24 protein-coding genes are annotated in these 24,364 nt (G+C 71.7%); 14 read left to right on the forward strand and 10 right to left on the reverse strand.

The window, feature by feature from the left end; genetic code table 11:
* Positions 1–88: 88 nt before the first annotated feature.
* The 7 genes from FED44_RS12710 to FED44_RS12740 all read left to right on the forward strand — a co-directional run bounded on the left by FED44_RS12710 (position 89) and on the right by FED44_RS12740 (position 5,721).
* The gene (locus FED44_RS12710) at positions 89–895 is read left to right on the forward strand and encodes an SAM-dependent methyltransferase (RefSeq protein WP_208758949.1); all 807 of its coding nucleotides are present in this window, start codon (positions 89–91) and stop codon (positions 893–895) included.
* A gap of 71 nt (positions 896–966) precedes the next feature.
* Entirely contained in the window at positions 967–1,509 is a 543-nt protein-coding gene (locus tag FED44_RS12715) for a calcium-binding protein (protein WP_111698564.1), read from the forward strand.
* Positions 1,510–1,686: 177 nt separating this feature from the next.
* Positions 1,687–2,601 (forward strand): ABC transporter ATP-binding protein, encoded by a 915-nt coding sequence (locus FED44_RS12720; RefSeq protein ID WP_244301875.1) that lies wholly within the window; start codon positions 1,687–1,689, stop codon positions 2,599–2,601.
* Positions 2,601–3,326, forward strand: a complete 726-nt coding sequence (locus FED44_RS12725) for an ABC transporter permease (RefSeq protein ID WP_111698567.1) — start codon at positions 2,601–2,603, stop codon at positions 3,324–3,326. Before FED44_RS12720 ends, FED44_RS12725 begins: the two co-directional genes overlap by 1 nt.
* 20 nt (positions 3,327–3,346) lie before the next feature.
* The gene (locus FED44_RS12730) at positions 3,347–4,507 is read left to right on the forward strand and encodes a sensor histidine kinase (RefSeq protein ID WP_138460766.1); all 1,161 of its coding nucleotides are present in this window, start codon (positions 3,347–3,349) and stop codon (positions 4,505–4,507) included.
* Entirely contained in the window at positions 4,504–5,109 is a 606-nt protein-coding gene (locus FED44_RS12735; protein ID WP_111698573.1) for a response regulator transcription factor, read from the forward strand. The genes FED44_RS12730 and FED44_RS12735 overlap by 4 nt, the downstream gene beginning before the upstream one ends.
* Before the next feature lie 30 nt (positions 5,110–5,139).
* Entirely contained in the window at positions 5,140–5,721 is a 582-nt protein-coding gene (locus FED44_RS12740; RefSeq protein ID WP_111698576.1) for a CGNR zinc finger domain-containing protein, read from the forward strand.
* 6 nt (positions 5,722–5,727) lie between these two features.
* Here the strand turns inward: FED44_RS12740 and FED44_RS12745 are convergent, their stop codons facing one another.
* Positions 5,728–6,543, reverse strand: a complete 816-nt coding sequence (locus tag FED44_RS12745; protein ID WP_111698717.1) for a GDSL-type esterase/lipase family protein — start codon at positions 6,541–6,543, stop codon at positions 5,728–5,730.
* Positions 6,544–6,708: 165 nt separating this feature from the next.
* Between FED44_RS12745 and FED44_RS12750 the strand changes: the two genes are divergently transcribed.
* Positions 6,709–7,938, forward strand: coding sequence for an isochorismate synthase (locus FED44_RS12750; protein ID WP_244301920.1), 1,230 nt, complete (start codon positions 6,709–6,711; stop codon positions 7,936–7,938).
* A gap of 40 nt (positions 7,939–7,978) precedes the next feature.
* Here the strand turns inward: FED44_RS12750 and FED44_RS12755 are convergent, their stop codons facing one another.
* Both FED44_RS12755 and FED44_RS12760 read right to left on the reverse strand, forming a co-directional pair.
* A complete protein-coding gene (locus FED44_RS12755; protein WP_111698582.1) occupies positions 7,979–8,635 on the reverse strand; it encodes an IMPACT family protein in 657 nt (218 codons plus the stop codon).
* A gap of 66 nt (positions 8,636–8,701) precedes the next feature.
* Positions 8,702–9,355 (reverse strand): TetR/AcrR family transcriptional regulator, encoded by a 654-nt coding sequence (locus FED44_RS12760; RefSeq protein ID WP_111698585.1) that lies wholly within the window; start codon positions 9,353–9,355, stop codon positions 8,702–8,704.
* Positions 9,356–9,451: 96 nt separating this feature from the next.
* On the opposite strand from FED44_RS12760, the gene FED44_RS36370 reads away from it, so the two are divergent.
* Together FED44_RS36370 and FED44_RS12770 are read left to right on the forward strand one after the other, a co-directional pair.
* Entirely contained in the window at positions 9,452–9,682 is a 231-nt protein-coding gene (locus FED44_RS36370) for a hypothetical protein (RefSeq protein ID WP_187406004.1), read from the forward strand.
* Positions 9,683–9,755: 73 nt separating this feature from the next.
* A complete protein-coding gene (locus tag FED44_RS12770; RefSeq protein ID WP_222867882.1) occupies positions 9,756–11,552 on the forward strand; it encodes an FAD-dependent oxidoreductase in 1,797 nt (598 codons plus the stop codon).
* 176 nt (positions 11,553–11,728) lie between these two features.
* Here FED44_RS12770 and FED44_RS38065 read toward each other — a convergent pair whose 3' ends face one another.
* The 6 genes from FED44_RS38065 to menB all read right to left on the reverse strand — a co-directional run bounded on the left by FED44_RS38065 (position 11,729) and on the right by menB (position 19,715).
* The gene (locus FED44_RS38065; protein ID WP_167521460.1) at positions 11,729–13,729 is read right to left on the reverse strand and encodes an HNH endonuclease signature motif containing protein; all 2,001 of its coding nucleotides are present in this window, start codon (positions 13,727–13,729) and stop codon (positions 11,729–11,731) included.
* A 659-nt stretch (positions 13,730–14,388) separates the two neighbouring features.
* Complete coding sequence (locus FED44_RS12780) at positions 14,389–14,721, reverse strand: YnfA family protein (protein WP_138460769.1); 333 nt, start codon at positions 14,719–14,721, stop codon at positions 14,389–14,391.
* Between the two features lie 102 nt (positions 14,722–14,823).
* Positions 14,824–15,999, reverse strand: coding sequence for an SGNH/GDSL hydrolase family protein (locus FED44_RS12785; RefSeq protein WP_208758950.1), 1,176 nt, complete (start codon positions 15,997–15,999; stop codon positions 14,824–14,826).
* A gap of 372 nt (positions 16,000–16,371) precedes the next feature.
* The gene (locus tag FED44_RS12790; protein ID WP_111698594.1) at positions 16,372–17,013 is read right to left on the reverse strand and encodes a DedA family protein; all 642 of its coding nucleotides are present in this window, start codon (positions 17,011–17,013) and stop codon (positions 16,372–16,374) included.
* A gap of 106 nt (positions 17,014–17,119) precedes the next feature.
* Positions 17,120–18,769, reverse strand: coding sequence for a 2-succinyl-5-enolpyruvyl-6-hydroxy-3-cyclohexene-1-carboxylic-acid synthase (menD, locus tag FED44_RS12795; protein WP_111698597.1), 1,650 nt, complete (start codon positions 18,767–18,769; stop codon positions 17,120–17,122).
* Between the two features lie 115 nt (positions 18,770–18,884).
* Positions 18,885–19,715: a 1,4-dihydroxy-2-naphthoyl-CoA synthase gene (menB, locus tag FED44_RS12800; protein WP_111698600.1), complete on the reverse strand. Its 831-nt coding sequence runs from the start codon at positions 19,713–19,715 to the stop codon at positions 18,885–18,887.
* Positions 19,716–19,797: 82 nt separating this feature from the next.
* Here menB and FED44_RS12805 point away from each other — a divergent pair, with 82 nt between their 5' ends.
* The 3 genes from FED44_RS12805 (at position 19,798) to FED44_RS12815 (ending at position 22,917) form a co-directional block, all read left to right on the forward strand.
* Entirely contained in the window at positions 19,798–20,958 is a 1,161-nt protein-coding gene (locus FED44_RS12805; RefSeq protein WP_244301877.1) for an AMP-binding protein, read from the forward strand.
* A 58-nt stretch (positions 20,959–21,016) separates the two neighbouring features.
* Positions 21,017–21,331, forward strand: coding sequence for a hypothetical protein (locus FED44_RS12810; RefSeq protein ID WP_138460771.1), 315 nt, complete (start codon positions 21,017–21,019; stop codon positions 21,329–21,331).
* A gap of 170 nt (positions 21,332–21,501) precedes the next feature.
* Positions 21,502–22,917, forward strand: coding sequence for an RNA polymerase sigma factor (locus FED44_RS12815; RefSeq protein WP_208758951.1), 1,416 nt, complete (start codon positions 21,502–21,504; stop codon positions 22,915–22,917).
* Positions 22,918–22,984: 67 nt separating this feature from the next.
* Here FED44_RS12815 and FED44_RS12820 read toward each other — a convergent pair whose 3' ends face one another.
* Entirely contained in the window at positions 22,985–23,437 is a 453-nt protein-coding gene (locus FED44_RS12820; protein WP_244301879.1) for a hypothetical protein, read from the reverse strand.
* 124 nt (positions 23,438–23,561) lie between these two features.
* Between FED44_RS12820 and FED44_RS12825 the strand changes: the two genes are divergently transcribed.
* Complete coding sequence (locus FED44_RS12825; protein WP_307801899.1) at positions 23,562–24,149, forward strand: TetR/AcrR family transcriptional regulator C-terminal domain-containing protein; 588 nt, start codon at positions 23,562–23,564, stop codon at positions 24,147–24,149.
* Positions 24,150–24,364: the final 215 nt, after the last annotated feature.

Consider the following 24,364-nt stretch of genomic DNA (forward strand, 5'->3'; position numbering starts at 1 on the left):
CCCGTCCACCTGCGGAGCCGCTCCGCAGCGGTGCGATCAGCGTGGGCACGGCGCAACCATCCATCCTGACCATGAGGAGAAGACACTCGTGCCCCAAGACCCCCTGGCGACCCCGCTGTTCCCGCGAACCTCGCGCTACCACCCCGACTGGATCCGCTCCAGCGTCAGCGGCGGAGCGAACTCGCTCTGGCTGACCGAATGGCTCACCCAGGCGATGACGTTACAGCCCGGGATGCGGGTGCTCGACCTGGGCTGCGGCCGTGGCGCGTCATCGATCTTCCTGCACCACGAGTTCGACGTCCAGGTCTGGGCAACGGACCTGTGGTTCGGTGCGGACGAGCGGCTGCACCGCATCCGCGACGCCGGCGCCGACCACGCGGTGTTCCCGATCCACGCCGACGCCCGATCCCTGCCGTTCGCGGCGGGCTTCTTCGATGCCGTCGTCAGCATCGACTCCTTCGTCTACTACGGCACCGACGACCTGTACCTCAACTATCTGGCCCGGTTCGTCCGGCCAGGCGGCCAGATCGGCATCGCCGGCGCGGGACTGACCCAGGAGATCGACGGGCCGGTCCCCGAGCATCTGCGGGGCTGGTGGGAGCCGAGCATGGCCTGTCTGCACTCGGCCCACTGGTGGCACCGGCACTGGGAACGCAGCGGCATCGCCTCCATGGACCTCGCAGACACCATGACGGACGGCTGGAAGCACTGGCTGGCATGGCAACAGGCGATCGCACCGGACAACGAGGCGGAAATCAACGTCCTCAACGCCGATCGCGGACGCCACCTCGGGTATGTGCGCGCGGTCGCCCGGCGCCGATCGGACACCGCACTCGACGAACCCGTCTCCTCCGTCCCCGTCACCTATACAAAGCAGCCCCTGTTCCGCACCTGAACGGCGGCGGCAGCGGAAATCCCGCCCGGCCTGCATAAGACAGAGAATTAGAAAGAGAAAGGGACACGGTAATGACGACCGTTTCGCTTCACCCGCGCTCCTGGCTGACCACCCGGGTCGCCGGCGCGGCCCTGGTGGCCGGCCTGGTCACCGCCGCTTTCACCTCCCCCGCCCATGCGTCCGCGGACGTGATCACCGTCCACGTCAGCGGCAGCACAGTGTTCATCGTGGGAACTCCCGGCAAGGACGTCATCAACATCACCAGCCTCGCCGGCAAGGTCAGCGTGGGCGCCGATGCGTCGGTGACGGCCGGCGCGGGATGCGTCAAGAAAGGCCCCCTCGTGGTCGACTGTACCGGGACCGGTAGCGGGATCCTGTTCATCGAGGCCAGCACCATCGGTGGCGATGACTCGGTGAACAATCAGACCTCTTTGCAATCGTCGATACTCGGTGGCAGTGGCGTCGACCGCCTGACCGGTGGCCCTGGCCGCGATGCTCTCAACGGCGGCTCCGGAGACGACATCCTGAGAGGCAACGGCGGCATCGACACCGCCAACGGCGCCGCCGGCATCGACACCTGCACCGCCGAGACTGAGATCAACTGCGAGATATAGTCAGCGACGTCGGCGGCTGCAGGGGTCCCGGCAGCCGCCGACTGGAGATTTGTCTTATTTGCTTAATGCACCTAGAGCTCGCCTTTACAAAGTAGATTTCTTCAGGACTTTTGTCCTGCCCGAGGCCGGATCGATCGCTCTGGTCGCGGCAGGCTCCGCGCTTCTAGCGTTCTCCTCGTGGACACCGACATCCCCGATCCCGCAGTGTCCCTGACCACTGCGACGAAGAGCTTCGGCCCGGTAAGGGCCGTGGACGGGCTCACGCTCACCGTGCCCCGCGGCCAGACGCTGGCCCTCCTCGGCCCCAACGGCGCCGGCAAGTCGACGGCCATCGCGCTCCTGCTCGGCCTGATCCCGCCCGACGCCGGACGCGCCGCGCTGTTCGGCCTGGACCCCGAGCGGGCCGTACGGCGGGGCCGCGTGGGCGCGATGACGCAGGAGGGAGGCCTGGTCCAGCGGGTCACGGTCCGCGAACTGCTGTCCTTCGTGTCCGGCACCTACCCCGCTCCCCTCCCCCTCGACGAGGTGGTCGCCCTCGCGCGGATCGGCGACCTGCTCGGCCGCCGGGTCGACCGGCTGTCCGGCGGCCAGGGCCAGCGTGTGCGGTTCGCCATGGCGGTGTGCGGCGATCCGGACCTCGTCGTCCTCGACGAGCCCACCGCCGCCCTCGACGTCGAGGCCCGGCGGGAGTTCTGGGCCGGCCTGCGCGGGCTCGCCGACCGGGGCAAGACCATCCTGTTCTCCACGCACTACCTGGAAGAGGCCGACGAGCAGGCCGACCGGATCGTGGTGCTCGGCCGCGGCCGGGTGATCGCCGACGGCACCAGTGCGGAGATCAAACGCGCGGCGGCGCTGACCACCGTCCGCGTGACCATCGACGGCGACGCCGCCTGGCTCGCCACCCTGCCCGGTGTGCGCCACATGGAGATCCGGGCCGGCCGGGCTAACCTGCGCAGCGGCGACTCCGACGCCACCGTCATGGCGCTCGCCCAGGCGGGAGCCGTACGCGACCTGGAGGTCGTCCCGGCCGACCTGGAGGACGCCTTCGTCGCCCTGACGAGCACAGCCCCGGCAAGCAAGGAGAACGCGTGATGTGGGGATACGTCCGGCTCGAACTGACCAGGACCTTCCGCGACGGCGGCTATGTGATCTTCGCTGTCGTGATGCCGGTCGTCATGTACCTCATCTTCACCAACCTCGGCCTGGCCCCCGGTGACCGGCACGACGCGGCGATCTACACAATGGTCGGCATGGCGGCCTACGGCGCGCTCGGCGGCGCGTTCAACAACGGCAGCGGCATCGCCGAGGACCGCGCGACCGGATGGCTGCGTCAGTTACGCCTCACTCCGCTGACCCCCGCGCAGGTCGTCACGGGGAAGGTGCTGACCGGGGTCGTCGGCGTCGTGCCGAGCATCGCCGCCGTGCTGCTGGCCGGCGTGCTGGTCAACCACGTCGCGCTCCCGCCGCAGCGGTGGCTGGCGATCGTCGTGCTCCTGTGGGCCGGGACCGTGCCGTTCTCCCTGCTCGGCCTCGGCAACGGCTACCGCCTGTCCGGCCAGACGGCGGCGGTGGCCAACGTCGCGACCATGCTGACCCTGTCCATCGTCGGCGGCCTGTGGATACCGGCCGAGACGTTCCCCTCCTGGCTGCACGCGATCGCCGAGTGGACGCCGTCGAACAGCTACGCGGGCCTGTCCTGGCGGATCGCGTTCGGCGACGCCCCCACCCTCCGTCAGGCCGCGACTCTTGTGGCGTGGCTGCTCGCCTTCGCGGTCTACGCGGTGTACGGCTACCGCCGCGCCGGGCGCCGGGCCTGACACCGATACCGACGTTTCCCATGACGACCGAACGCGACACCTGGCTCGACCCGCTGCGCGGGGGCGAGCGCGGCCCCGACGCGAAGGGGATGTTCATCTGGGTGCTCCTGACGGCGGGACCGGTGTGGGACATCGCACACGGCCGGTCCCACCCACTCTGGCTGGCGTGGCCGGCGGCGGCGGCCGCGGCCGGACTGTACCTCCTCACCACCCACTACGCCTTCGCCGACCGGCGCCGGGCCCTGCCGTCGCTGGGACTGCTGGCGGCCGTCGTCCTCACGGCGGCCACCGGGTTCGGCGACAACTGGCTGTACCTGGTCATCATGCTGGCCACCGCCACCGGGATCGCCGTGAGGGGCCGGATCCTGCCGTTGCTGCTGTTCGCGGAGTGCGCCGCCGCCCTGCTGCTGGCCGTACGAGGCGGAGCCGGCCTCACCGACGCGGCCCCGCTGGTCTGGGGCACGTTCACCGCCGGCCTCATCCCGGCGATGATCGTCGCGCTGTGGGCGGCCATCGACGAGCTCAAGGCCACCCGGGAGGAGCTGGCGCGCACCGCCGTGACCGAGGAACGGCTGCGGTTCTCCCGCGACCTGCACGACCTGCTCGGCCACACCCTCTCGGTGATGGTCGTCAAGGCCGAGGCCGTACGCCGGCTGACGCAGGTGGACGCGGAGGCGGCCGGCACGCAGGCCGCCGACATCGAGCGGATCGGGCGGCAGGCGCTGGCGGAGGTGCGGGCGGCGGTCACCGGCTATCGCGGCAGGGGCCTGGCGGCCGAGCTCGACGCCGCCCGGACCGTCCTCGCCGACGCCGGCATCGGCGCCGTGGTCCGCACCTGCCCGGTGCGGGCGGCCCCCGAGATCGACGCGCTGCTCGGCTGGGCCGTACGCGAGGGCGTCACCAACGTCGTCAGGCACAGCGGCGCAGCGGCCTGTGACATCACCCTGCGTGAGATCGATCCGGTCGAGGGGGACGGCCGCCTGCTGCTGGAGATCCGCGACGACGGCCCGGCCCGGGGAAAGGCCCCCGGGCACGGCAACGGGCTGACCGGGCTGCGCGAACGGGTGCGGGCCGTGGGTGGCAGCCTGGAGATCGCCACGCCGACGGACGGGGGCTTCCTGCTCGGGGTGTCCGTGCCGTACGCCAAGGCTGTGCTGTACGACAAGGAGGAGCAGGCGTGATCAGGGTGCTGCTGGCCGAGGACCAGGGCATGATGCGCGGCGCGCTGGCCCTGCTCCTCGGCCTGGAGGCCGACATCGAGGTCGTCGCCCAGGTGGGCCGCGGCGACGAGGTGGTGGACACCGCCCTGCGCGCCCGGCCCGACGTGGCCCTGCTCGACATCGAGATGCCGGGCCGCAGTGGCCTGGAGACCGCCGCCGACCTGCGTGAACGCCTGCCCGGCTGCGCCGTGCTCATCCTCACCACCTTCGGGCGGCCGGGATACCTGCGCCGGGCGATGGAAGCCGGGGCACGGGGGTTCCTGGTCAAGGACGGGCCGGTCGAAGAGCTCGCCGACGCCGTCCGCCGGGTGCTGCGGGGCGATCTGGTCATCGACCCCGCCCTCGCGGCCGCCGCGCTCAGCACCGGCCCGAGCCCGCTGACCGACCGCGAACGCGACGTCCTCGCGGCGGCGGCGGACGGCTCGACGATCGCCGACATCGCCGCGCGGCTCCACCTGTCGGAGAGCACCGTGCGCAACTACCTGTCCTCGTCGATCGGCAAGACCGGGACCAGGAACCGGATCGAGGCGGCCCGCCTGGCCCGCCACAACGGCTGGCTGTAGCCCGGAGCGGTAACCAGTGATAATGGTTACATGAGCCTGACGCTACGCGCCCGCGACGGGGCGACCTTCCGGTTCGATCCGGGCGCGCTCTGCCTGGAGTTCCTCATGAGCGGAGGCGTCGGGGTCTACGCCTGCTACGAGTCGCTGCACGAGCCGGCCGACCTCGCCCGCTGGACCGCCGTGTCCCGGCTCGGCCTGGAACGGGTGGACACGACCGAGGACGACCTGGACCGGGCGAAACTCCTGCGCGCCGCCCTGTGGGGGCTCGCCGCCGACCAGGCGCACGGCCGTACGCCACGGCAGTCCGACGTCGACGCGGTGAACGAGGCGGCCGCGGCGGCCCCGCCGGTGCCCGTCATGACCGCGGACGGGCGGAGATCCTGGGCTTCCCCCGCCACCGGCCGCCAGGTGGTGGCGGCCGTCGCGCGGGACGCGATCGACCTGTTCACCGGGCCCTTTGCCGGCCGGGTCCGCGAGTGCGCCGCGGACGGCTGCCCCCTCCTCTTCGTCGACACCTCCCGCCCCGGCAGCCGTCGCTGGTGCTCGATGGAGCGGTGCGGCAACCGGCACAAGGTGCGCGCACACCGCTCCCGCGACGTACCGCCAGGGTGACGGCTGTCAGGCGTCGGTGTTCCGGAAGAAGCCGGCGTCATAGGTGACCTTCGCGAGGGCCCGCTGCCCGTCGGCGTTGGGATGGAAGTAGTCCCAGCCGCTGACCTCCTTGAGCGTGAACGGGTAGGAGAAGACCGCTCCCCCGTCGTAACGGCAGGCCGGGCCGTACAGGCCGCACGCCTCCCTGAGCTGCTCGTTGTAGTCCATCACCCGCTCGCGCACCCGGTCGCGCCTGGCCTGGTCCTTCTTCGCCGTCGACCGGGGATTGGCCAGCATCGCCTGGCAGATGTGGCCGACCGCCCAGAAGGCCCTGGCCCACCCGTTGCCCTTGCCGATGCGCCACAGGCGCTCGATGTCGGGGATGCTCGCCACGAAGACCCGCGCGCCGGTCGGCCGGAGCACGGCGAAGGCCTCGTCGATGTGCTGCCGGAACACCGGAACCGGCGTCATCTCCTTCTCGGAGCCGACGCAGGCGTCCTGCGCGCCGATGAGGACGGTGACGTAGTCGGCCTTCTCGCGCACGGCATGCCGGGCCTGCCCCGGCAGGGCGGCGCTGGTCGAGCCGGGGACCGCGAAGTTGAGATTGTGCCCCTTGATCGCATGGTCCGAGGCGAGCAGGCGCAGGTAGTGGCTGTGCACACCGGCGTTGTCGCCCGACGACCAGGAGCGTGACCTGCAGGCGACGTACCAGCCGCAGGCGTTGAACCCCGCGCTGATCGAGTCGCCGAGCGCGGCCATCACGGTGGGTGACGTGCCGGCGTGGGCGGCCGCAGGCACGAACAGGACGGACGCGGCCAGGACAGGCGCGATCTTTTTGAGCATGAACACCTCCGGAAGATCAACGGTAGGGATTTCTTGGAGGTGCGTTCTATCGCCTTCAGGGAAGGCAGGCCTTCCGTGACCGATTTCCTATCGCGGCTTGACAGAGTGGGCTCCAGCGGCATGCGGGGGCCTCTTGTCGAACATGTTCAGATCGTGCGTAGAGTGATTCGGGTGAGTGTCGCCCTTATCCAGCCCCTGGTGGTTCGCACGGTCGCGGTGAGCGACCCCGACGATCTCCTGGCGCGCCTGCCCGGCGCCGCGCCGTACGCGTGGATCAGGAACGGCGAGGGACTCGTGGGGTGGGGGGAGGCGGCACGCGCCATGGTGCCGCCGGGTCCGGGCCGTTTCGACTGGGCCCGCGGCTGGCTCTCCTCGCTCTTCGCCGGGGCGCTCATCCGGGACGAGGTCGGCATGCCGGGCTCGGGGCCGGTGGCCTTCGGCTCCTTCACCTTCGACGCCGACGCCCCGGGGACCGTCCTGGTCGTCCCCCGCGTGGTGCTCGCCCGGCGGGACGGCCGCGCCTGGCTCACCACGATCGGCGACAACGCGTTCGAACTGGCCCGCCCCCCGGTGGAACCCGGCCGCATCCGGTACGGTGACGGCACGCTGACGGCGCCCCAGTGGGAGCATCGGGTCGCGCGAGCGGTAAGCCGCATCAGGGACGGCGGCCTCGACAAGGTGGTGCTCGCCCGCGACCTCACGGCCGTCGCCGACCGGGACATCGACATCCGCGTGCTGCTCGGGCGGCTGGCCCGGAGCTACCCCGAGTGCTACACGTTCTCCGTGGACGGCCTGGTCGGCGCGACGCCCGAACTGCTGGTCCGGCACACCGGCCAGGCGGTGGAGTCCCTGGTCCTCGCCGGCACCACTCCGCGCGGGTCGGGGCCGACCGACGACGCCGCCCGCGCCGCCGCCCTGTACGCGTCGAAGAAGGACCGGCACGAGCACGCCTGCGCGGTCGCCTCGGTCCGGGAGGCCCTGGCTCCCCTGTGTTCGACGCTGCACGTGCCCGAGGAGCCGGAACTACTCGTGCTGCCCAACGTGCAGCACCTGGCGAGCCGGGTCACCGGGCGGCTGTCCGACGGGGCGTCGGTGCTCGACGTGGTGGCCGCCATGCACCCCACGGCCGCCGTCGGCGGGACGCCCACCGGCACCGCGCTCGGCCTCATCCGCGAACTGGAGGGCATGGACCGCGGCGGCTACTCCGGCCCGGTCGGCTGGATCGACGCGCACGGCGACGGCGAGTGGGGCATCGCCCTGCGCTGCGCGTACATCTCCGGCAGGCACGCCCGGCTGTTCGCCGGCTGCGGCATCATGGCCGGCTCTGACCCGGCCAAGGAACTCGCCGAGGCGCAGGCCAAGCTCCGCGTCATGCAGTACGCCCTGGAGGGGTGACACACGGGCCTTCAGCAGGCCGGGGTTCAGGGCCAGGGTTTCAGCGGGCCAGGTGGACGATCTCGCCGAGCTCGGTCTCGGCCCGCCCGGCGGTGACCGCCGCGACCCACTCCTCGAAGGCGGGCAGCCGGTCCTCGGCGACGGCGACCTCGAAGGCCACCCGCGCGCCGTGGCCGACGCTGTAGTCGACACCGCGCACCGGGTACGGCGAGGCGCGCAGATCACTTTCCAGCCTGCCGGCCTGGGCGTGGCCGACCGACACGGTCACAACCGCCGCGGGAACCATCTCGACGACCTCCGCCCGGTCGAGGGTCTCCCCCACGGCGCCGCCGTACGCGCGGGCGAGGCCGCCGGCGCCCAGCAGCACCCCGCCGAAGTAGCGGGTGACGACGGCCACCACGTCCGCGAATCCACGCCGGGTGAGCATCTCCAGCATAGGCGTGCCCGCCGTTCCGCCCGGCTCGCCGTCGTCGTCCGCCCGGCGCACGCCACCGTCCCCGCCTCCGCTTCCGCCTCCTGCGATGACGTACGCCGTGCAGTTGTGGCTGGCGTCGGCGTACAGCCTCCTGCGCTCGGCGACGAACTCCCGTGCCGCCTCCTCCGTGGCCGCCGGAGCCAGGGCACAGATGAAGCGCGAACGGCGGATCTCAGTCTCATGCTCGACGACGTTTCCGATCGTCCGGTACGGCGTTGTCACATGGTCAGTCTATTGAGCGCGCCCCTTTACGAAGTAAGGTGAGAACGCTTCACGTGGGGCGGGAGTTCACCGTTGCCGGTGGCGGAGTGCTCGTTGCTCTGCGGCGTCGAGTGCCGGTCTGAGGGGTGCGAGCGTGGCGCGCAGGAAGTCCGGCAGCGAGCCGGACGGCACGACGAGCCCGCTGGCCGTGGAGGACGAGAAAGCCGTCTGCAGCCACTGCTCGAGCGCCACGCGGACTGCGGCGGCCACGCTCGCCGCGAGCACCCGTGCGATGCTCGGGTCGCCATCGCCGAGACGCTCGGCGATGGCTTCGGTGAGGGGATGTTCGATCGCGGTGGTGGTGTCGATGAATGCGTCGCGCAGCGCGGGGCGGGTGGTGATCAGCAGCAGCGCGTCCTGGCCGGGCGCGTCCGAGGCGGTGTACTGATCCACGATGGCCTCGACGACGGCGTCGGCGAGGCCGACGCCGCCGGGCCGGGCGGCCACCGCCGCCGCGACTCGTGCCTCTCGTTCGCTGGTGACGGCGGCGACGATCGCCTGTTCTCGGCTGGAGAAGTAGTTGTTGTACGTCCTCGGCGAAACGCCGGCGGCCTCGGCGATGTCATCGACGCGCACGTTGTCCGGTCCACGCTCAAGAGCCAGCCGCAGGGCCGCCGCGCGCAATGCCTCTCGGGTGGCCTGCTTCTTCTGCTCGCGCAACCCCGTCCGTCTCGTCGTCACGGGCTCAGCATAGTCTATATGCGCGCACGCAAAGTTGCGTGCGCGCAGATTTCTCTCTAGCCTGGCCTCCTCACCCGCCAGGAGGGAACCAGCACGATGAGGGGCAAGGGCATCAGCTACGACACCGGCTTCGTCGAGAACGGAGCGATCTCCCGCAAACGCTTCGGCCCGGACGTGGTCGGGCGCGAGATGCGCATCATCCGCGATGACCTGCACTGCACCGCGGTCCGCGTCTGGGCGGCGACCCGGAACGGATTGAGCCGGCGGCGGCGCACGCCGCCGATCCGGGCCTGGAGGTCTGGTTCTCCCCCTACCCCCTGGAACTGACCGCCGAGGAGATGGTGTCGTTGTTCGCGGACTGCGCCGAACGCGCGGAGCGGCTGAGGCGGCGGGAGCCGCGGTGGTGTTCGTCGTCGGCGCCGAGCCGAGTCTGATGAATTCTGGATTCCTACCCGGTGACAGCACCGACGAGCGGGTCGCGTCGCCGAGCCGGCCAGATCGCGTGCGGGAGCAGATCGGCGACGTCAGCACTTGTGTCAACGAATTCCTCGGCACCGCCGTGCGACTGGTCCGCGAGCGCTTCGGCGGCGTCGACCACCCGTCCCGCCCTTTCCGTACGAACCGAGGAGAACACGTGATCATAGATGTCGTCATCGTCGGTGGTGGCCCGAACGGGCTGATGCTGGCCTGCGAACTGAGCCTGGCAGGGGCCCGGCCGGTCGTGCTGGAGCGGCTGATCGAGCCCAGCGAAGAACCGAAAGCGAACGGATTGCTCGGCCAAGTCGTGAAAATGCTCGACCATCGAGGGCTGCATGAACGTCTTTCTGGTAGCCCACAACCTCCGCAGCCGAACTCCGGATACTTCATGTTCGGCGCGTTGGGCCTGGACCTGAGCCTGCTTCAGGACAGCCCGGTCTATGCCCTGCCGGTGCCGCAGCGACGCCTCGTACAGGTCCTGGAGGAGCGCGCCATCGAACTGGGCGTGGAGATCCGCCGGGGACACGAGGTCGTCGGCCTGTCGCAGGACGACGACGCGGTGACCGTCGACTTCGCGAGCCTGGGCGAGGCCGGCCAATTGCGGGCCCGGTACCTCGTCGGCGCGGATGGAGCTCACAGCACCACGCGCAAGCTCTCCGGCATCGCGTTCCCCGGCATCACCTACGACCGGATGACCGTCTGCTCAGCGCACGCTACGGTCCCGGCGGAATGGGTCGATCCCGCGACCGGCGCGCTGAACGTGCCCGGCTACGGCGACATTCTGCCGTTCCTGCCCCACCGCACCGAACACGGCGGGTTCTCCTACGCGCCGATGCCTGGCCACCCACCGCTGATCAGCACCACTGAATGGGACAGGCCCGCGACCGACGCTCCCATGAGCCTGGAGGAACTGCGGGTGAGCATCCGCCGCGTGCTCGGCGTCGACGTGCCGCTCGATCCGCCCGATGGCCCGGGGCCGCACGTGCTGCGCCGACTGACCGGCGGCAACACCCGCATCGCCGAACGGTTCGCCGACGGCCGGGTGTTCCTGATCGGTGACGCCGCGCATGTGTACGCCGCCACGGGAGGTGGTCCAGGGCTCAACCTCGGCCTGCAGGACGCGGTCAATCTCGGCTGGAAACTCGCCGCCGAGATCCGGGGAAGCGCCCCGCCCGGGCTGCTGGACAGCTACGAGACAGAGCGACGATCGGCCGCCCAGCGCATGGTGCTGAACGCGCAGGCGCAAGCGGCTCTGATAGCCCCCGGCAGCGATGTCACCGGACTGCGCGAGGTGTTCACCGAGCTGCTCCGCGACCAAAGCACCGTACAGCGCCTCGCCGGCCTCCTCGCCGGCGCAGACGTCCGCTACGACATGGGCGAACACGAGGCACACCCGCTGACCGGCCGGTTCGCCCCGGATATGGACCTGCACACCCCGACCGGACCGGTCCGGCTGGCCGAGCTCACCAGAAACGCACGCCCTCTGCTGCTCGACCTGACCGAAGAGGCATCGCTAGCAGAGACCCTCGCCCTGCGGCACGACCAGGTCGATGTCGTAACGGCGCGCTCTCGCATCCCCACACCCACCGCCCTGCTCCTTCGACCGGATGGCTATGTGGCCTGGGCATCTGCGTCGCCCCGGCCCAACCCCACGGAGATCGAAGCACTCCGGGCAGCCTTGCAGCTGTGGTTCGGAGTCACCGAACCCGCCCACACCTGAAGTCGTAAGCGTCGACTCGCGTATATACGTGAGCGGTTATACGTGGGTGGTGATACGTGGGTGGTGATACGTGGGTGGTGTGATACGTGGGCGGTCCAACACCGATCTTCCTGCTCACCCAGACCCAGCCGTGAGCCCGGTAGTAGTCCGCTCGGTGTCTCATTCGCGTTGGTGTCTCATTCGCGTCTCCGGGTGGTGTGGGGGTTGCGGTAGGTGAAGGCCCAGCGGTCGGCTCCGATCTTGCGGCGGGTGTAGCGGTTCGGGTGGCGGTAGCGGTCGCGGTTGTGGAACTGGCACGCCGGCCCCAGCAGCTTGAGATCGGTCAGCCCGCCGCTGCACCAGTCCTCGGCGTGGTCGATCTGGCACATCGTCGCGGGCAGCGGGCAGCCGTCCACCCAGCAGGTCGCATACCGGGCGAAGACCGCCCGCCGCTGCGCCGGGGTCGCGAGGCGGGCCTTGCGGCCCATGTCCAGCACCTGCCCACCGGCGTCCATCACGATCCGCACCAGGGTGCTGGTACGCGCCAGGCGGTGCACGCCGGAGACGGGCAGCAGATGCCCGGTCGCCAGGATCAACCCCGGCAACCCCCGCAACCACACCCCCGGCGGCGGACTGTTCACCCCCACCCCCGCCCAAGCCGCGCCCCCTGACCAGGCCTCGCGTCCCACCCGGGCATCTCCCCCCGGCCAAGCCTCACGTCCCACCCGGGCGTCTCCTCCCACCCGGGCGTCTCCTCCCGGCCAGGCGCTACCTCCCAGCCGGGGGCTGCCTTCCGCCCACGCCCGGCCTCCCGACCCGGGCGGCGCACCGGAGCCCACCCCCGGCATCCCGTGCGGCGCCTCACCCGGCGTAGAAGCATGCCCGTAGTCCCCCGCCGGGCAGTCACCGGAAGGGTGGCCCTCACCGAGGCAATCGTGAGCAGGGCAGCAGGGAGCAGGGCAGTCCCCGCCGGGGCGGTCCTCGGCGTTGCCCCGGGCGTCGGCGTCCTCGGGCGGCGGATCAGAGGCGGAGTCGGCGGCGCTGGGCTCGCCGGTGGCGCTGGCCGCGCCGGCAAAGGTCGCACCGGAGCGGGTCGCACAGGCGTCGAAGCCGAAGTCCGCAGCGGCGCAGGCGTCAGGGCCGGAAACGGGGTCGTCGCCTGAGCCAGGCTCAGGGCCAGGGTCGTCACCGGAGCCCGTGTTTGAGGATTCCGTGTCCAAGGAGTCGGCGTCTGAGTAGCCGGTCCCTGAGGCATGGGCGCCCGACGGGCTGACGTCTGACTGGTCGGCCTCTGAGGGATGGGTGCCTGACGGGCCGGGACCAGGGCCGTCGCTCGGGTCGGTGCGCGAGGAGTCGCTGGTGACGTGATCGGCAGAGGGGTCGGTGTCTACCGGGTCGCTGGTGGGGTGGTCGGCAGAGGGGTCGGTGCCTGCGGGCTCGCGTGAGGGTTCGTCGGCTGGGGGGTCGTCGGGCAGGGATTCGGCGTTGACCAGCACCAGAAGCTCGGTCGCGATCTTGTTCTCCAGGAACGCGATGAACGCATCCGCGTTCCGCACACTCGGGGTGCGGTCGTCGCCCTCGGCCTTGGGCTTGGCGTAGACGTCCAGCAGGTGCTGCAACCGCGCGGCCGCCTCGACCGGGAGGTAGAACTCTCCCTCCAGCCCGCCGTTCCTGCGCCGCCGCACCCGGAAGAACCGGCGGTCGAAATCGGCCTGCTCATCCTGCTCGTGGCCGTCGGGGTCCAGCACCGCCCGCAGATACCGCCCCGCCTTGGCCACCTCCGCCGCCCCCGCCGAACCTGCCAACTCCAGCAAAATCCCCTCGGCGGTGATCGCCTGCTCATCGGTCAACCCCGCAGTGGCGGTACAGATCGCCTCCACGATCCCCTCCGCCAGGCCGCCCTCGGCGAACCGCTCACGCACCCGCGACAGACGACCCAACTCCATGCCCATCGTCACCAACCGGCCCGCACCCGGGATCGTCATCCCGCCAACGGATCGCAACCACAACCGGGTGGAGGCATGCCCATGGTTCTTCGCCTCCCCGGCCCGATGCACCCGGCCCACCCGGGCGGCCAACGCCGAAGTGATGCGATCGCGGGCCGCCAGCAACTCCTCAGCCTCGGCCAGACACACCTCCGCCGACTCAGGCACCGCCACCAGCGCCACCGCCCGCGCCGCCTCACCAACAGCCGCCACCGCCACCCACGACGACGAACCCGCACCCCGAACACCCTCAGCACCACCGCCGAGGGCATCGGCTGGGTTCGCCGGGGCCTCGTCGGTGGTCCTTGGGGTGGGAGTGCCGCCGCCTGCGGTGGCGGGGCGCCCGCCGACGCTGTCCTTGCAGCGGTCACCACCAACAGCGCGGCCCGGCGGGACGGCAGAGCATTCGGACACGACGCCAGGGCGGCCCCGCGGAATGCCAGGGGGCCCCGGCGGAACGGCAGCGCGGCCCGGCGGAACGGCAGCGCGGCCCGGCGGGACGGCACGGCGGTCGGCCGGGACAACGGGGTGCTCCGGCGGGGCGGCAGGGGGACGACGGGGTGATTCCTCAGCGCTGGGCTTGGAGGCGAGAGAGCCATCAGGGGACCCGAAGGGCGGGCCGTGGATGATCCTGGCCCACCAGGGATCAGCCGGAGGACGAGGCGATGGCACGTCGATCGTCGGAGACTCCATCTGCCCCTCCTCCCGCAACACCTACACTTCGAACACCTGAACTAATCCTTTCATCGCTCTCCGTATAGAACAAGCGGGTCCGACGATTACGTGGAGTCACAGGTGGCGAGAATGTGGTGCGCCTTCAAGCAGGTCTCCGCTGCCGCCGTCGCAGGGTCGTACGGCTACGGAAGAGACACTCAGCCGCGCGGGGCGTACATGATGACCGCGACTCCGACCAGGCAGATGGCCGCACCGGCGAGGTCCCACCGGTCGGGACGGAAGCCGTCCATCACGACGCCCCACAGCAGCGATCCGGCGACGAACACCCCGCCGTACGCGGCGAGGATGCGACCGAAGTGCGCGTCCGGCTGGAACGTGGCGGCGAATCCGTAGGCGGCCAGGGCGAGGATCCCGGCGGCGACCCAGGCGACTCCCCGATGCTCACGCCAGCCCTGCCACACCAGCCATGCTCCGCCGATCTCGAAGACGGCCGCGAGGACGAACAACACCAGGGAACGGACGATCGTCATGACCGGTAGTGCAGCACATCCGCTGTCCCGCGCCCCGCGGCGGGTCCGGCAACGCCGGCGCCGGGTGGCGGACCGCTCCGCCACCCGGCGTGCCGGGGGTTGTCACCAGCGCAGCGGGAGGGTGGCGATGAAGTCGCCGAGCCGGCGAGAGATGATCTTGTGGTCGTGGGCTGAGGGGTGCCAGTCGCAGCCGCCGTAGTCCAGGTCCGTGTTGTCGTAGTACCAGTAGCGGACCCGGTCGTCGCCCCGCCTGTTGCGGTCCTGGACGATCTGCCGCGCCGCGTCGGCGAACGCCGTCGTGTTGGACATGTACGTGGCGCTGACCACGATCATCGCCTGCTTGCCGTACCGGGACCGGAGCTTGTCGATGAAGCCGTGATAGGCGCTCTTGTACGCGGCGACCAGGGTCTCCGGCGTCCACGGCTCGCCCGGGTTGATCGTGGTGGAGAAGTCGTTGATGCCGAGGCCGATCACGATCAGCTGCGGATGCCAGGTGCCCGGGTTCTTCCAGACGTCGCCCGGCACGCCGATCAGGGCCCGGTCGTAGTAGGTGCGGTAGTCGGTGCCCGGCTCGATCCCGTTGTAGTTGCGCACCACGCCGCGCCCGGAGAAGGCGTTGATCTGGTAGTCGGCGCCGAGCCCTCGTGCGGTGAGAGCGCCGAAGCTGACGTCGGCGTTGGTGGTCCTGTCGATCTGACCCGGTGCGGGGCAGTCGCGGGTGCCGGACATGTTGCCGTAGCCGGCGGTGTAGGAGTCGCCGATGAACTCGATCTGCCGGCGGCGGTCGGCGGGCCTGGGCAGGATCGCGCCGCCTGGTGCGGCGACGAACCCGCCGAACTCGCCCACCGCCCACGGGCTCTCGCTGCGCTTGACGAGCCGTACGGTGTGCACGCCGTTGCGGAGGTTCCTCACCCAGTGGGTGGTACGGCCGGGGGTGACCAGGGTGGCGACGGTGGCGCCGTCGATCTGGACGTCGTAGTCGTTGACGGCGTCGTCGAGCACGATCCCCACGCCGGTGCCGCGGAAGCGGCCCTCGAAGTAGACGCCCGGCCAGCTGTACCGCACGGAGCGTCCGGCGGCCTCGACCCGGCCGGCGGTGTGCGCCGTCGCCAGGGCGCCCGTAGCGGCCTGCCCCGGCCGCCGCCCCGCCGTCTCCGGACCGGCCGGGGGCGAGGCCGCAGAGGTGGTCGCAGAGGTGGCCGCATGGGCCGCCGCGGGCAGCAAGGTGGCGGTCACCGCCAGCGCGGCCAGTGCCGCGTGTACCTGAGTGCGTCGCACGGTCTTCCCTTCTCCATGCCGGCGCGAAGGCGCCCGGGCCCGTCGGGCCCGCCGGGCGCCGGGGGCCGGCGCTGAACGTTTCACGGACGCGGGTACGACGGCGACGGAGGCGGCGCACGCGGCCCGGAGGCACGCGGGGGCGCCGGGGCGCGGGTGACCGCGGATGACCTGGGGGGCAAGGCTCACCCTCTGCCTCGGAGCGGACGGCAGGCGGCGGGACCCGGAGACGCTCCGGGGCCGGCGCCGGGTGCAGAGTGTCCGCTCCCCCGCTGCAAGGTCAAGACCCCGTGAAGGTCACGCCCGCGCCGGAACGTGAAAGAGCCGGAAGGTGAGTGAAAGAGCAGGAAGGTGGAAGAGCCGGGACGGCCTCCCTCAGGCGGCGGTGGCGGTCTCCGGCACGGGCTCCTCCTCGCGGGCCGCCTTGGCGGCCTTACGCTTCAGCCACACCGTGCTGCCCAGCCCGAACAGCAGGGCGATCACCAGCCCCACCCAGGAGAAGCCCTTCAGCCACTTGTCGGCCACGACGCCCAGGTAGTAGATCGCGGCCGTGGTGCCGCCGGCCCACGCGACACCGCCGAGGACGTTGGCGACGAGGAAGCGCCAGTACGGCATGTGCAGGGCGCCGGCCAGTGGCCCGGCGAGGATGCGCAGCAGCGCGACGAACCGGCCGAAGAACACCGCCCACATGCCGTGGCGGTTGAAGACCTCCTCGGCCTTGGCGATGTGCGCCGGGCCGAAGTGCTTGGGGAAGCGCCGCCCCAGCCGGTCGAACAGCGGCCGCCCGCCCTTGCGGCCGATCACGTAGCCGATCGAGTCGCCCACGATGGCCCCGCCGCTCGCGCACAACCCGAGGACCACCGGGTCGACGACCCCTCGCGACGACAGCAGCGCGGCGCTGACCAGCACGATCTCCCCAGGCAGCGGAATGCCCAGGCTCTCCAGGCCGATGATGGCGCCCACGAGCACATAGACCCAGACGGACGGTATGGTCTGCAGCCACTCGTCGACGTGCATCTCACTCCTCAGTGCGGAAAGCTTCCCCCATTCTGCCGCCGCCCCGGCGATGCGGCATCCGCCGTGAGGACCAGAGAAGACCGTGTCGTGTGCGACCGGAGGATGATCAGTCGCGCATCGCCGCGCGTACGGCCTCGCGCATCGCGACGTGGACGGCGGCGTTGCGCGCCCGGTCGGTCCGCGCCTCCACCAGGCGCAGGCCGTCCCCCTTGAGAGCCTTGGACAGCTCCTCCGTCTCCTGCACCACCGTGTACGGCAGGCCGCTCGCGGCGGCCAGGTAGCCGAGGTCCACCCCGTGCGGCGTGCCGAAGACCCGTTCGAACGGATCCTCCAGCGCGGCCTGCGGCAGCAGCGAGAAGATCCCGCCGCCGTCGTTGTTCACCACCACCAGGCACAGGTCGGGCCGGGGTTCGCGCGGGCCGAGGATCAGTCCGTTCTGGTCGTGCAGCAGCGTGAGGTCGCCGATCAGCGCGTACGCCGGGCCGTTGTGCGCGAGCGCGGCCCCGACGGCGGTGGAGACCAGGCCGTCGATGCCCGAGGCGCCCCGGTTGGCCATCAGCCGCAGTCCCCTGCGGGGCCGCATGGCCTGGTCGAGGTCCCTGATCGGCATGGACGACCCGCAGAACAGCAGCGACCCGTTGGGCAGCACCTCGGCGAGGTCCCTGGCCAGCCGCGGCTCGGTCAGCCCGGAGGAGTCGAGCACGGCGTCGATCGCCTCGCGGGCCACGTGGTCGGCGTGCCGCCAGGAGCGCAGCCAGGCGTCGCCGCCCGCGGCGATCGGGATCTCCACGGCCTGCGCGACCTGGGTGGCCGACCGGGTCGGGTCGGGCCAGCGGGTGAGGTCGGGGGCCACCACGATGTGCTCCTCGGCCCGCCGCAGCCACGACAGCAGCGGGCGCGACAGCCCAGGGCGGCCGAGGGTGACCACCACGTCCGGCCGGTGGGCGTCGGCGAACTCCTGGTCGCCCAGCAGGAAGTGGTAGGCCGAGACGGCGTGGTCGCCGTACCGGCCGCCGCCGTTGGGCTCCGACAGCACCGGCCAGCCCGCCATGCCCGCGGCGGCGACGTAGCGCCGCACGTTCGCCGCGCCGTCGCCGACGACCAGCACCCCGCGCCGGGTCGGCGGGATGTGCAGGGCGGCGGACGGAGGCGCGACCCGCGCCCGGAACCACGAGCCGGAGGCGTCCCCGTCGAGGGACTCGCACCACGACGCGTCGCCGTCGGGGATCAGCGGCTCGCGGAAGGCCACGTTGAGGTGGACCGGCCCGGGGTCGGGCGGCCCGGCGGCCCGCTGGCAGGCCCGGCACACGAGCGACCGCCAGTAGGCCACCTGGCCGGGGCGGTCCTCGGGGACGCCGACCTCGGCGAACCAGCGCACCGCCGATCCGTACAGCTTGATCTGGTCGATCGTCTGGTTCGCGCCGGTGCCGCGCAGTTCGGGCGGGCGGTCTGCGGTCAGCACGAGCAGCGGCACGCCTGACTCGGACGCCTCGATGACGGCGGGGTGGAAGTTCGCCGCCGCCGTGCCCGAGGTGCAGACCAGCGCCACCGGCCGCTCGGACCGCTTGGCCAGGCCGAGCGCGACGAAGGAGGCCGAGCGCTCGTCGACGCGCACGTGCAGCCGCACCCGCGAGTCGGCGTGCGCGGCGAGCGCCAGCGGCGCGGACCGGGAGCCGGGGGCGAGCACCACGTCGGTGACCCCGCAGCGCACCAGTTCGTCGATCAGCACGGTCGCGAGGGCGGTCGCCGGGTTCACCGCCGCGCCTCCCGAACGCCCCGGCCGGCCCGGTTCGTGTCCAACCGCCCGTCTCCTCCCGTTCCCGAAGCCGTCAGCGTACGACACAACGGGGCAAACCCCGTCACACCACGCCCTATGGCCGGCGGGGGAACTTCCCGAAGTCGGGCTTGCGCTTCTCCTTGAACGCGTCGCGGCCCTCCTGGGCCTCCTCGCTCATGTAGTAGAGGAGCGTGGCGTCGCCGGCGAACTGCTGCATGCCGGCCGCGCCGTCGGTCACCGCGTTGAGCGCGCCCTTCAGCATGCGCAGCGCGAGGGGAGACTTCTCCAGCAGCTCGCGGGCCCACTGGACGGTCTCCTCCTCCAGCCGCTCCAGGGGGACGACGGCGTTGACCAGGCCCCACTGGAGGGCGGTCTCGGCGTCGTACTGCCGGCACAGGTACCAGATCTCGCGGGCCCGCTTCAGGCCCACGGTCTCGGCCAGCAGCCAGGAGCCGTACCCGCCGTCGAACGAGCCGACCTTCGGGCCGGTCTGGCCGAACCTGGCGTTGTCGGCGGCGATCGTCAGGTCGCAGCACACGTGCAGGACGTGGCCGCCGCCGATGGCGTAGCCCGCCACCATCGCGATGACCGGCTTGGGGCAGCGCCGGATCTGCACCTGCAGGTCCAGGACGTTGAGCCGCCCGACGCCGTGGGTCTTGTCGTCCACGTAGCCGTCGTCGCCGCGGATCTTCTGGTCACCGCCCGAGCAGAACGCCTGGTCGCCGGCGCCGGTGAAGATGATCACACCGACCTCGGTGTCCTCCTGCGCCCGGTTGAAGGCGTCGCGGAGCTCGAACAGAGTCGTCGGCCGGAAGGCGTTGCGCCGCTCGGGGCGGTTGATAGTGATCTTCGCCATCCCCTCCGCGGTCTCGTAGAAGATGTCCTCGTACTCGCCCGACCGCTTCCAGTCGACCCCGCTCGTCACACCCGCTCCTTCGTCGTCACCGGTACGTCGTCACCAGCAGGCGGTCGCCTCCCGCCACCGCGCCGGGACTAACCTTACGACCGTGCTCAGCCGTCCAGGACATCGCCCGGTTCACGCCCTCGTCCTGCCGGCCGGTCCCGCCCTGTACGACGCGGTGCGGCGGGCCCTGACCGGCGACGGGCCGGCCGTGCTGCCGCTCTCCCCCGACCTGCCGCGGCCCGCGCTGGAGGCGGCGCTCGCCGCGATGCGCCCCACCCACGTGGTGACCCCCGACGGCGTACGGCGTGAGCCGGACGGCGTGCCGTCGGACGCGGCGCTGATCATCGCGACGTCCGGCTCCACCGGCGCGCCCAAGGGCGTCGAGCTGACGGCGGACGCGCTGTTCGCGTCGGCCCGCGCCTCGCTGGCCCGGCTCGGGGCCGGGGAGGGCGACCGCTGGCTGTGCTGCCTGCCGCCCTCGCACATCTCGGGGGCGCAGGTGCTCGTCCGGTCGCTGCTGTGCGGCGCCGAGCCGATCGTCCACCCGCGCTTCTCCCCCGCCGCGGTGGCCGCGAGCGGCGCTGACCACGTCTCCCTCGTCCCCACGCAACTGCGGCGGATGCTCGACTCCGGGGCGGACGTCGCGGCCTTCCGCACGATCCTGCTCGGCGGGGCCGCCGCCCCCTCCGGCCTGCTGGCCGAGGCCCGCGCCTCCGGCGCCCGGATCGTCACGACGTACGGCATGAGCGAGACGAGCGGCGGGTGCGTGTACGACGGCGTGCCGCTGGACGGCGTGGACGTCGCGATCGGCGGCGACGGGCGGGTGCGGATCGCGGGCCCGGTGCTGCTGTCGGGCTACCGTCTCCGCGACGAGCCGCACCTCGACGGCGGCTGGTTCGTCACCTCCGACCTCGGTTCCGTCGAGGACGGGCGGCTCACGGTGCTGGGCCGCGCCGACGATGTGATCAACACCGGTGGCCGGAAGGTCGTGGCCGGCGCGGTCGCGGAGGTCCTCTCCGGGCACCCGGCCGTACGGGACGTGGTCGTGGTGGGCAGGCCCGACCCCGAATGGGGCGAGATCGTGGTGGCGGTCGTGACCGGGAGGACCGGGCTGAAGGTCGGGCTGGACGACCTGCGGGCCTTCGCCAAGGAGCGGCTGCCCGCCTACGCCGCGCCACGCGCGGTCGAGCTGGTGCCCCGGATTCCCCTGCTGCCGAACGGCAAACCGGATATGGTCGCTCTCAGGAACCGGAACCGCGACTGACCTTTGTGCGTCATACAAGCAGGGGCGTCGACCGAGAGCAGGGGAAGGGGGACGCCGCATGGGACCGATCCGGCTCACACCGGCCCACAAGATGATGGCCTCCGCCGTCCTCGTGAGCCTCGTCATCCTGGGCGGAGCCTCCGTGACCGCCGCCGCGTTCGCCGCCCGGCTGGACAAGGTCGTGCAGAACGCCCCCGCCGCCAAGCTCGGCCCCACCCCCACCGAAGATCCCCAGGACCCCTCCGTGGTGTCCAGGGTCCTCACCGACGACCCGGAACAGGTCGGTGGCTACTGGACGCCGGAGCGTCTGGAGGACGCGAGCCCGATGCCGGTGCCCGAGCTCAGCATCAACATCGTCACGCCCAACGACTGAGGAAACGGCCCGCACGCCGAATCGGAAGACCTGCCCTACGGGGTCTGGGAACAAACCGGGCACGAGAGCGTTATTGATACTGGTGCGCTGAGCCGCCGGACGCCGCGCCCCGATCACAAGCATTTGAAACCCCGAATCGACGATGAACTCCGCAAGGAGGAGGTGTCTTCATGCCCCGGACCGCCGTGGCGAACTCGCACGAGCGCGAGGTGACCCCGACGACGCTCGACCGGCTCCTGGAGCGCGGCCGTGCACAGGGCCGCCTTTCCCTGTCGGAGCTGCGCGAGGCCTTCGCAGAGGCCGGCGTGAGCCCCGTGGAGGGCCGCTCCATTCTCCGCGAGCTCACCGAGGCGGGCGTGAACCTGGCCGCCGAGAACGAGCCGGGTCTCACCGCCGGCGCGCGGACGTCCACGCAGACCTCCGGAGAGGCGCCGGGCAGGGCGCCCGCCAGGAAGTCGCGCCGGGCCGCCCAGGCCGCGGCGCAGGCCGCCGGGGACGCACCCGCCCGCGGCGGCGCCGCGAAGAAGCGGACGGCCAAGGCGAGCGCGGCCGACACCACGGCCGGCACCGCCGCCGAGGAGCCCTTCGACGAGGAGGTCGCCGGCGCCGAGGCGGAGACCGAGGCGGCGGACAACGAGCCGCTCGACCTCGACGACACCTCCTCGGTCATGGGCGACTCGGTGCACACCTACCTGAAGTCGATCGGCCGCCGCACGCTGCTCACCGCCGCCCAGGAGGTGGAGCTGGCCAAGCGCATCGAGGCCGGGCTGTACGCCGAGTACAAGCTGGAGACGGCCCTGGAGAGCGGCGACCACCTGCCCGCGCACGTCCGCGAGGACCTGGAGTGGGCCATCGAGGACGGCCGCAGGGCCAAGGACCACATGCTGGAGGCCAACCTCCGGCTGGTGGTCTCGGTGGCCAAGAAGTACACCGACCGGGGCATGGCCCTGCTCGACGTGGTGCAGGAGGGCAACCTCGGCCTGATCCGGGCGGTCGAGAAGTTCGACTACACCAAGGGCTACAAGTTCTCCACGTACGCCATGTGGTGGATCCGGCAGGCCATCCAGCGCGGCTTCGCCGACTCGGCCCGCACCATCCGGCTGCCCGTCCACGTGCTGGAGATGCTGTCGAAGCTGTCCCGCGTGGAGCGTGACATGCACCAGCGGCTCGGCCGGGAGCCCACCCCGGAGGAGCTCGCCGCCGAGCTGGACAAGACGCCCGACCAGATCGAGGAGCTGCTGCGCACCAGCCGGCAGCCGATCAGCCTCGACTCGACCATCGGCGAGGACGGCGAGACCCGCATCGGCGACCTGATCGAGGACGTCGACTCGCCCGAGGCGTCCGAGGTGGTCGACCGGCAGCTGCTGGCCGAGCAGCTCAAGGGCGTGCTCGGCAACCTGTCGCCGCGTGAGGCCAAGATCATGAGCCTGCGGTTCGGCCTGGCCGACGGCAAGCCCCACACGCTGGACGAGATCGGCAAGCACCTGGGCCTGACCCGGGAGCGGATCCGCCAGCTGGAGAAGGAGTCGCTGTCCAAGCTTCGCCACCCGAGCAACACCCGGCCCCTGCTCGACTGGGCCAGCTGATCAGGTTACTCGTACGGCCCGCGCCCCTCGGGGGTGCGGGCCGTAAGGCTTTCTCAGGAGCGGGCGGTCAGCCGCGGGCGGAGGCGAGGCCCCCGCGCACGTCCCGCGGGGTCAGGCGGGCGGGGTCGCCCGTCCGGCCGGCGCGGGGCACCCGGGGGATGCCGCTGAGCCGGTGCGCCTCGCGCATCGTGCGCAGGCGGTTCACCTCGTCGGTCCAGAGCGCGCCGTCGGGCGTCGCCCGTCCCTTGCGCCGCGCGATCCTGCTGTCGTAGGACTTCACCCCGAAGGTGGCGCGCTGCCCCGCCTCGGCGGCGCGCAGCGCCTCGGTCAGCGCGGTGTCCAGGCCCAGGGCCGCCTCGCGGAGCACGGGCAGCGGCGCCCCGGCCGCCTTCGCCTCCTGGAACCGCCGCTGCGCCACCCGGATCTTCTCCAGCACGTCGCCGAAGTTCCGCCGGATCTCCAGATCCGCGTGGTAGCGGACCTCCGCCTCCCGGCTCACCCGCGGACGGAAAAACGCCATCGTCGACCCCTTAGGTATCCAACGTGTGCAGTCAAGTCATGCACTCGGTAGCGTACGCGGTCCGCGCGAGGCCTCGTACCGCAGGGTGCGCCGCCCTTTACGAAGTAAGGAGAGCTGTGGCAGCATGATCGCCATGCCTGCCAAGCGACCACCCGTGCCGCTGTCCCGGGAACGGATCATCGACGCCGCCCTGCACATCGCCGACGGCCAGGGCCTGCGCCGGCTGACCATGCGCCGGCTCGGCGACGCCCTCCAGGTGGAGGCGATGGCCATCTACCACCACCTGCCCCGGGGCAAGGAGGCGCTGATGGACGCGCTCGCCGAGCACGTGACGACCGTACGCGTCGACCCGGCCGAGGCGCCGGGCTGGCCGGACAGGGCCCGCGCCTGGGCCCGGGCGAGCCGCGCCGCGCTGCTCGAACACCCCGGCGTGCTGTCGCTGGCCCTCACCAAGCCGCCGAAGGGCTCGGCCCTGATCGCGATCAGGGAGCAGACCGAGCAACTGGGCGAGGCGGGCGCGCACGACCCGGAGGCGGCGGTGCGGGCGCTGCGGGCGTACGTGTTCGGCAGCGTCGCGGTGGAGGTCCAGCGGTCGGGGTGGGCCGACCCGGACGCGACCGTGCGCGACGCGCGCACCGCCGAGGGCGAGCGCGACTTCGAGCACGGCCTCGACGCGCTGATCAGCGGTCTCGGCGTCCGGCACGGGGGCTGACACCGGAGCTGTGGCCTCCCGGTTACCCGATGGTCGGCGTGTCGAGGTTGGAGCGTTATCTCGAATGGGGCATTCTTGTGTACTAGGTCACATCAGTGTGTGTGAGACCGCTCGGGGGGTGTGGTCGGGTCCCCAGCCCGACCGGCGGAAATGCCCCGAACGGACTATGTCATGCGGATGGGGCCGAACCGCAGACTGGAGTAGTCCGATGTGTC

Source organism: Microbispora triticiradicis, from assembly GCF_005864065.1.
Classification (GTDB): Bacteria; Actinomycetota; Actinomycetes; order Streptosporangiales; family Streptosporangiaceae; genus Microbispora; species Microbispora triticiradicis.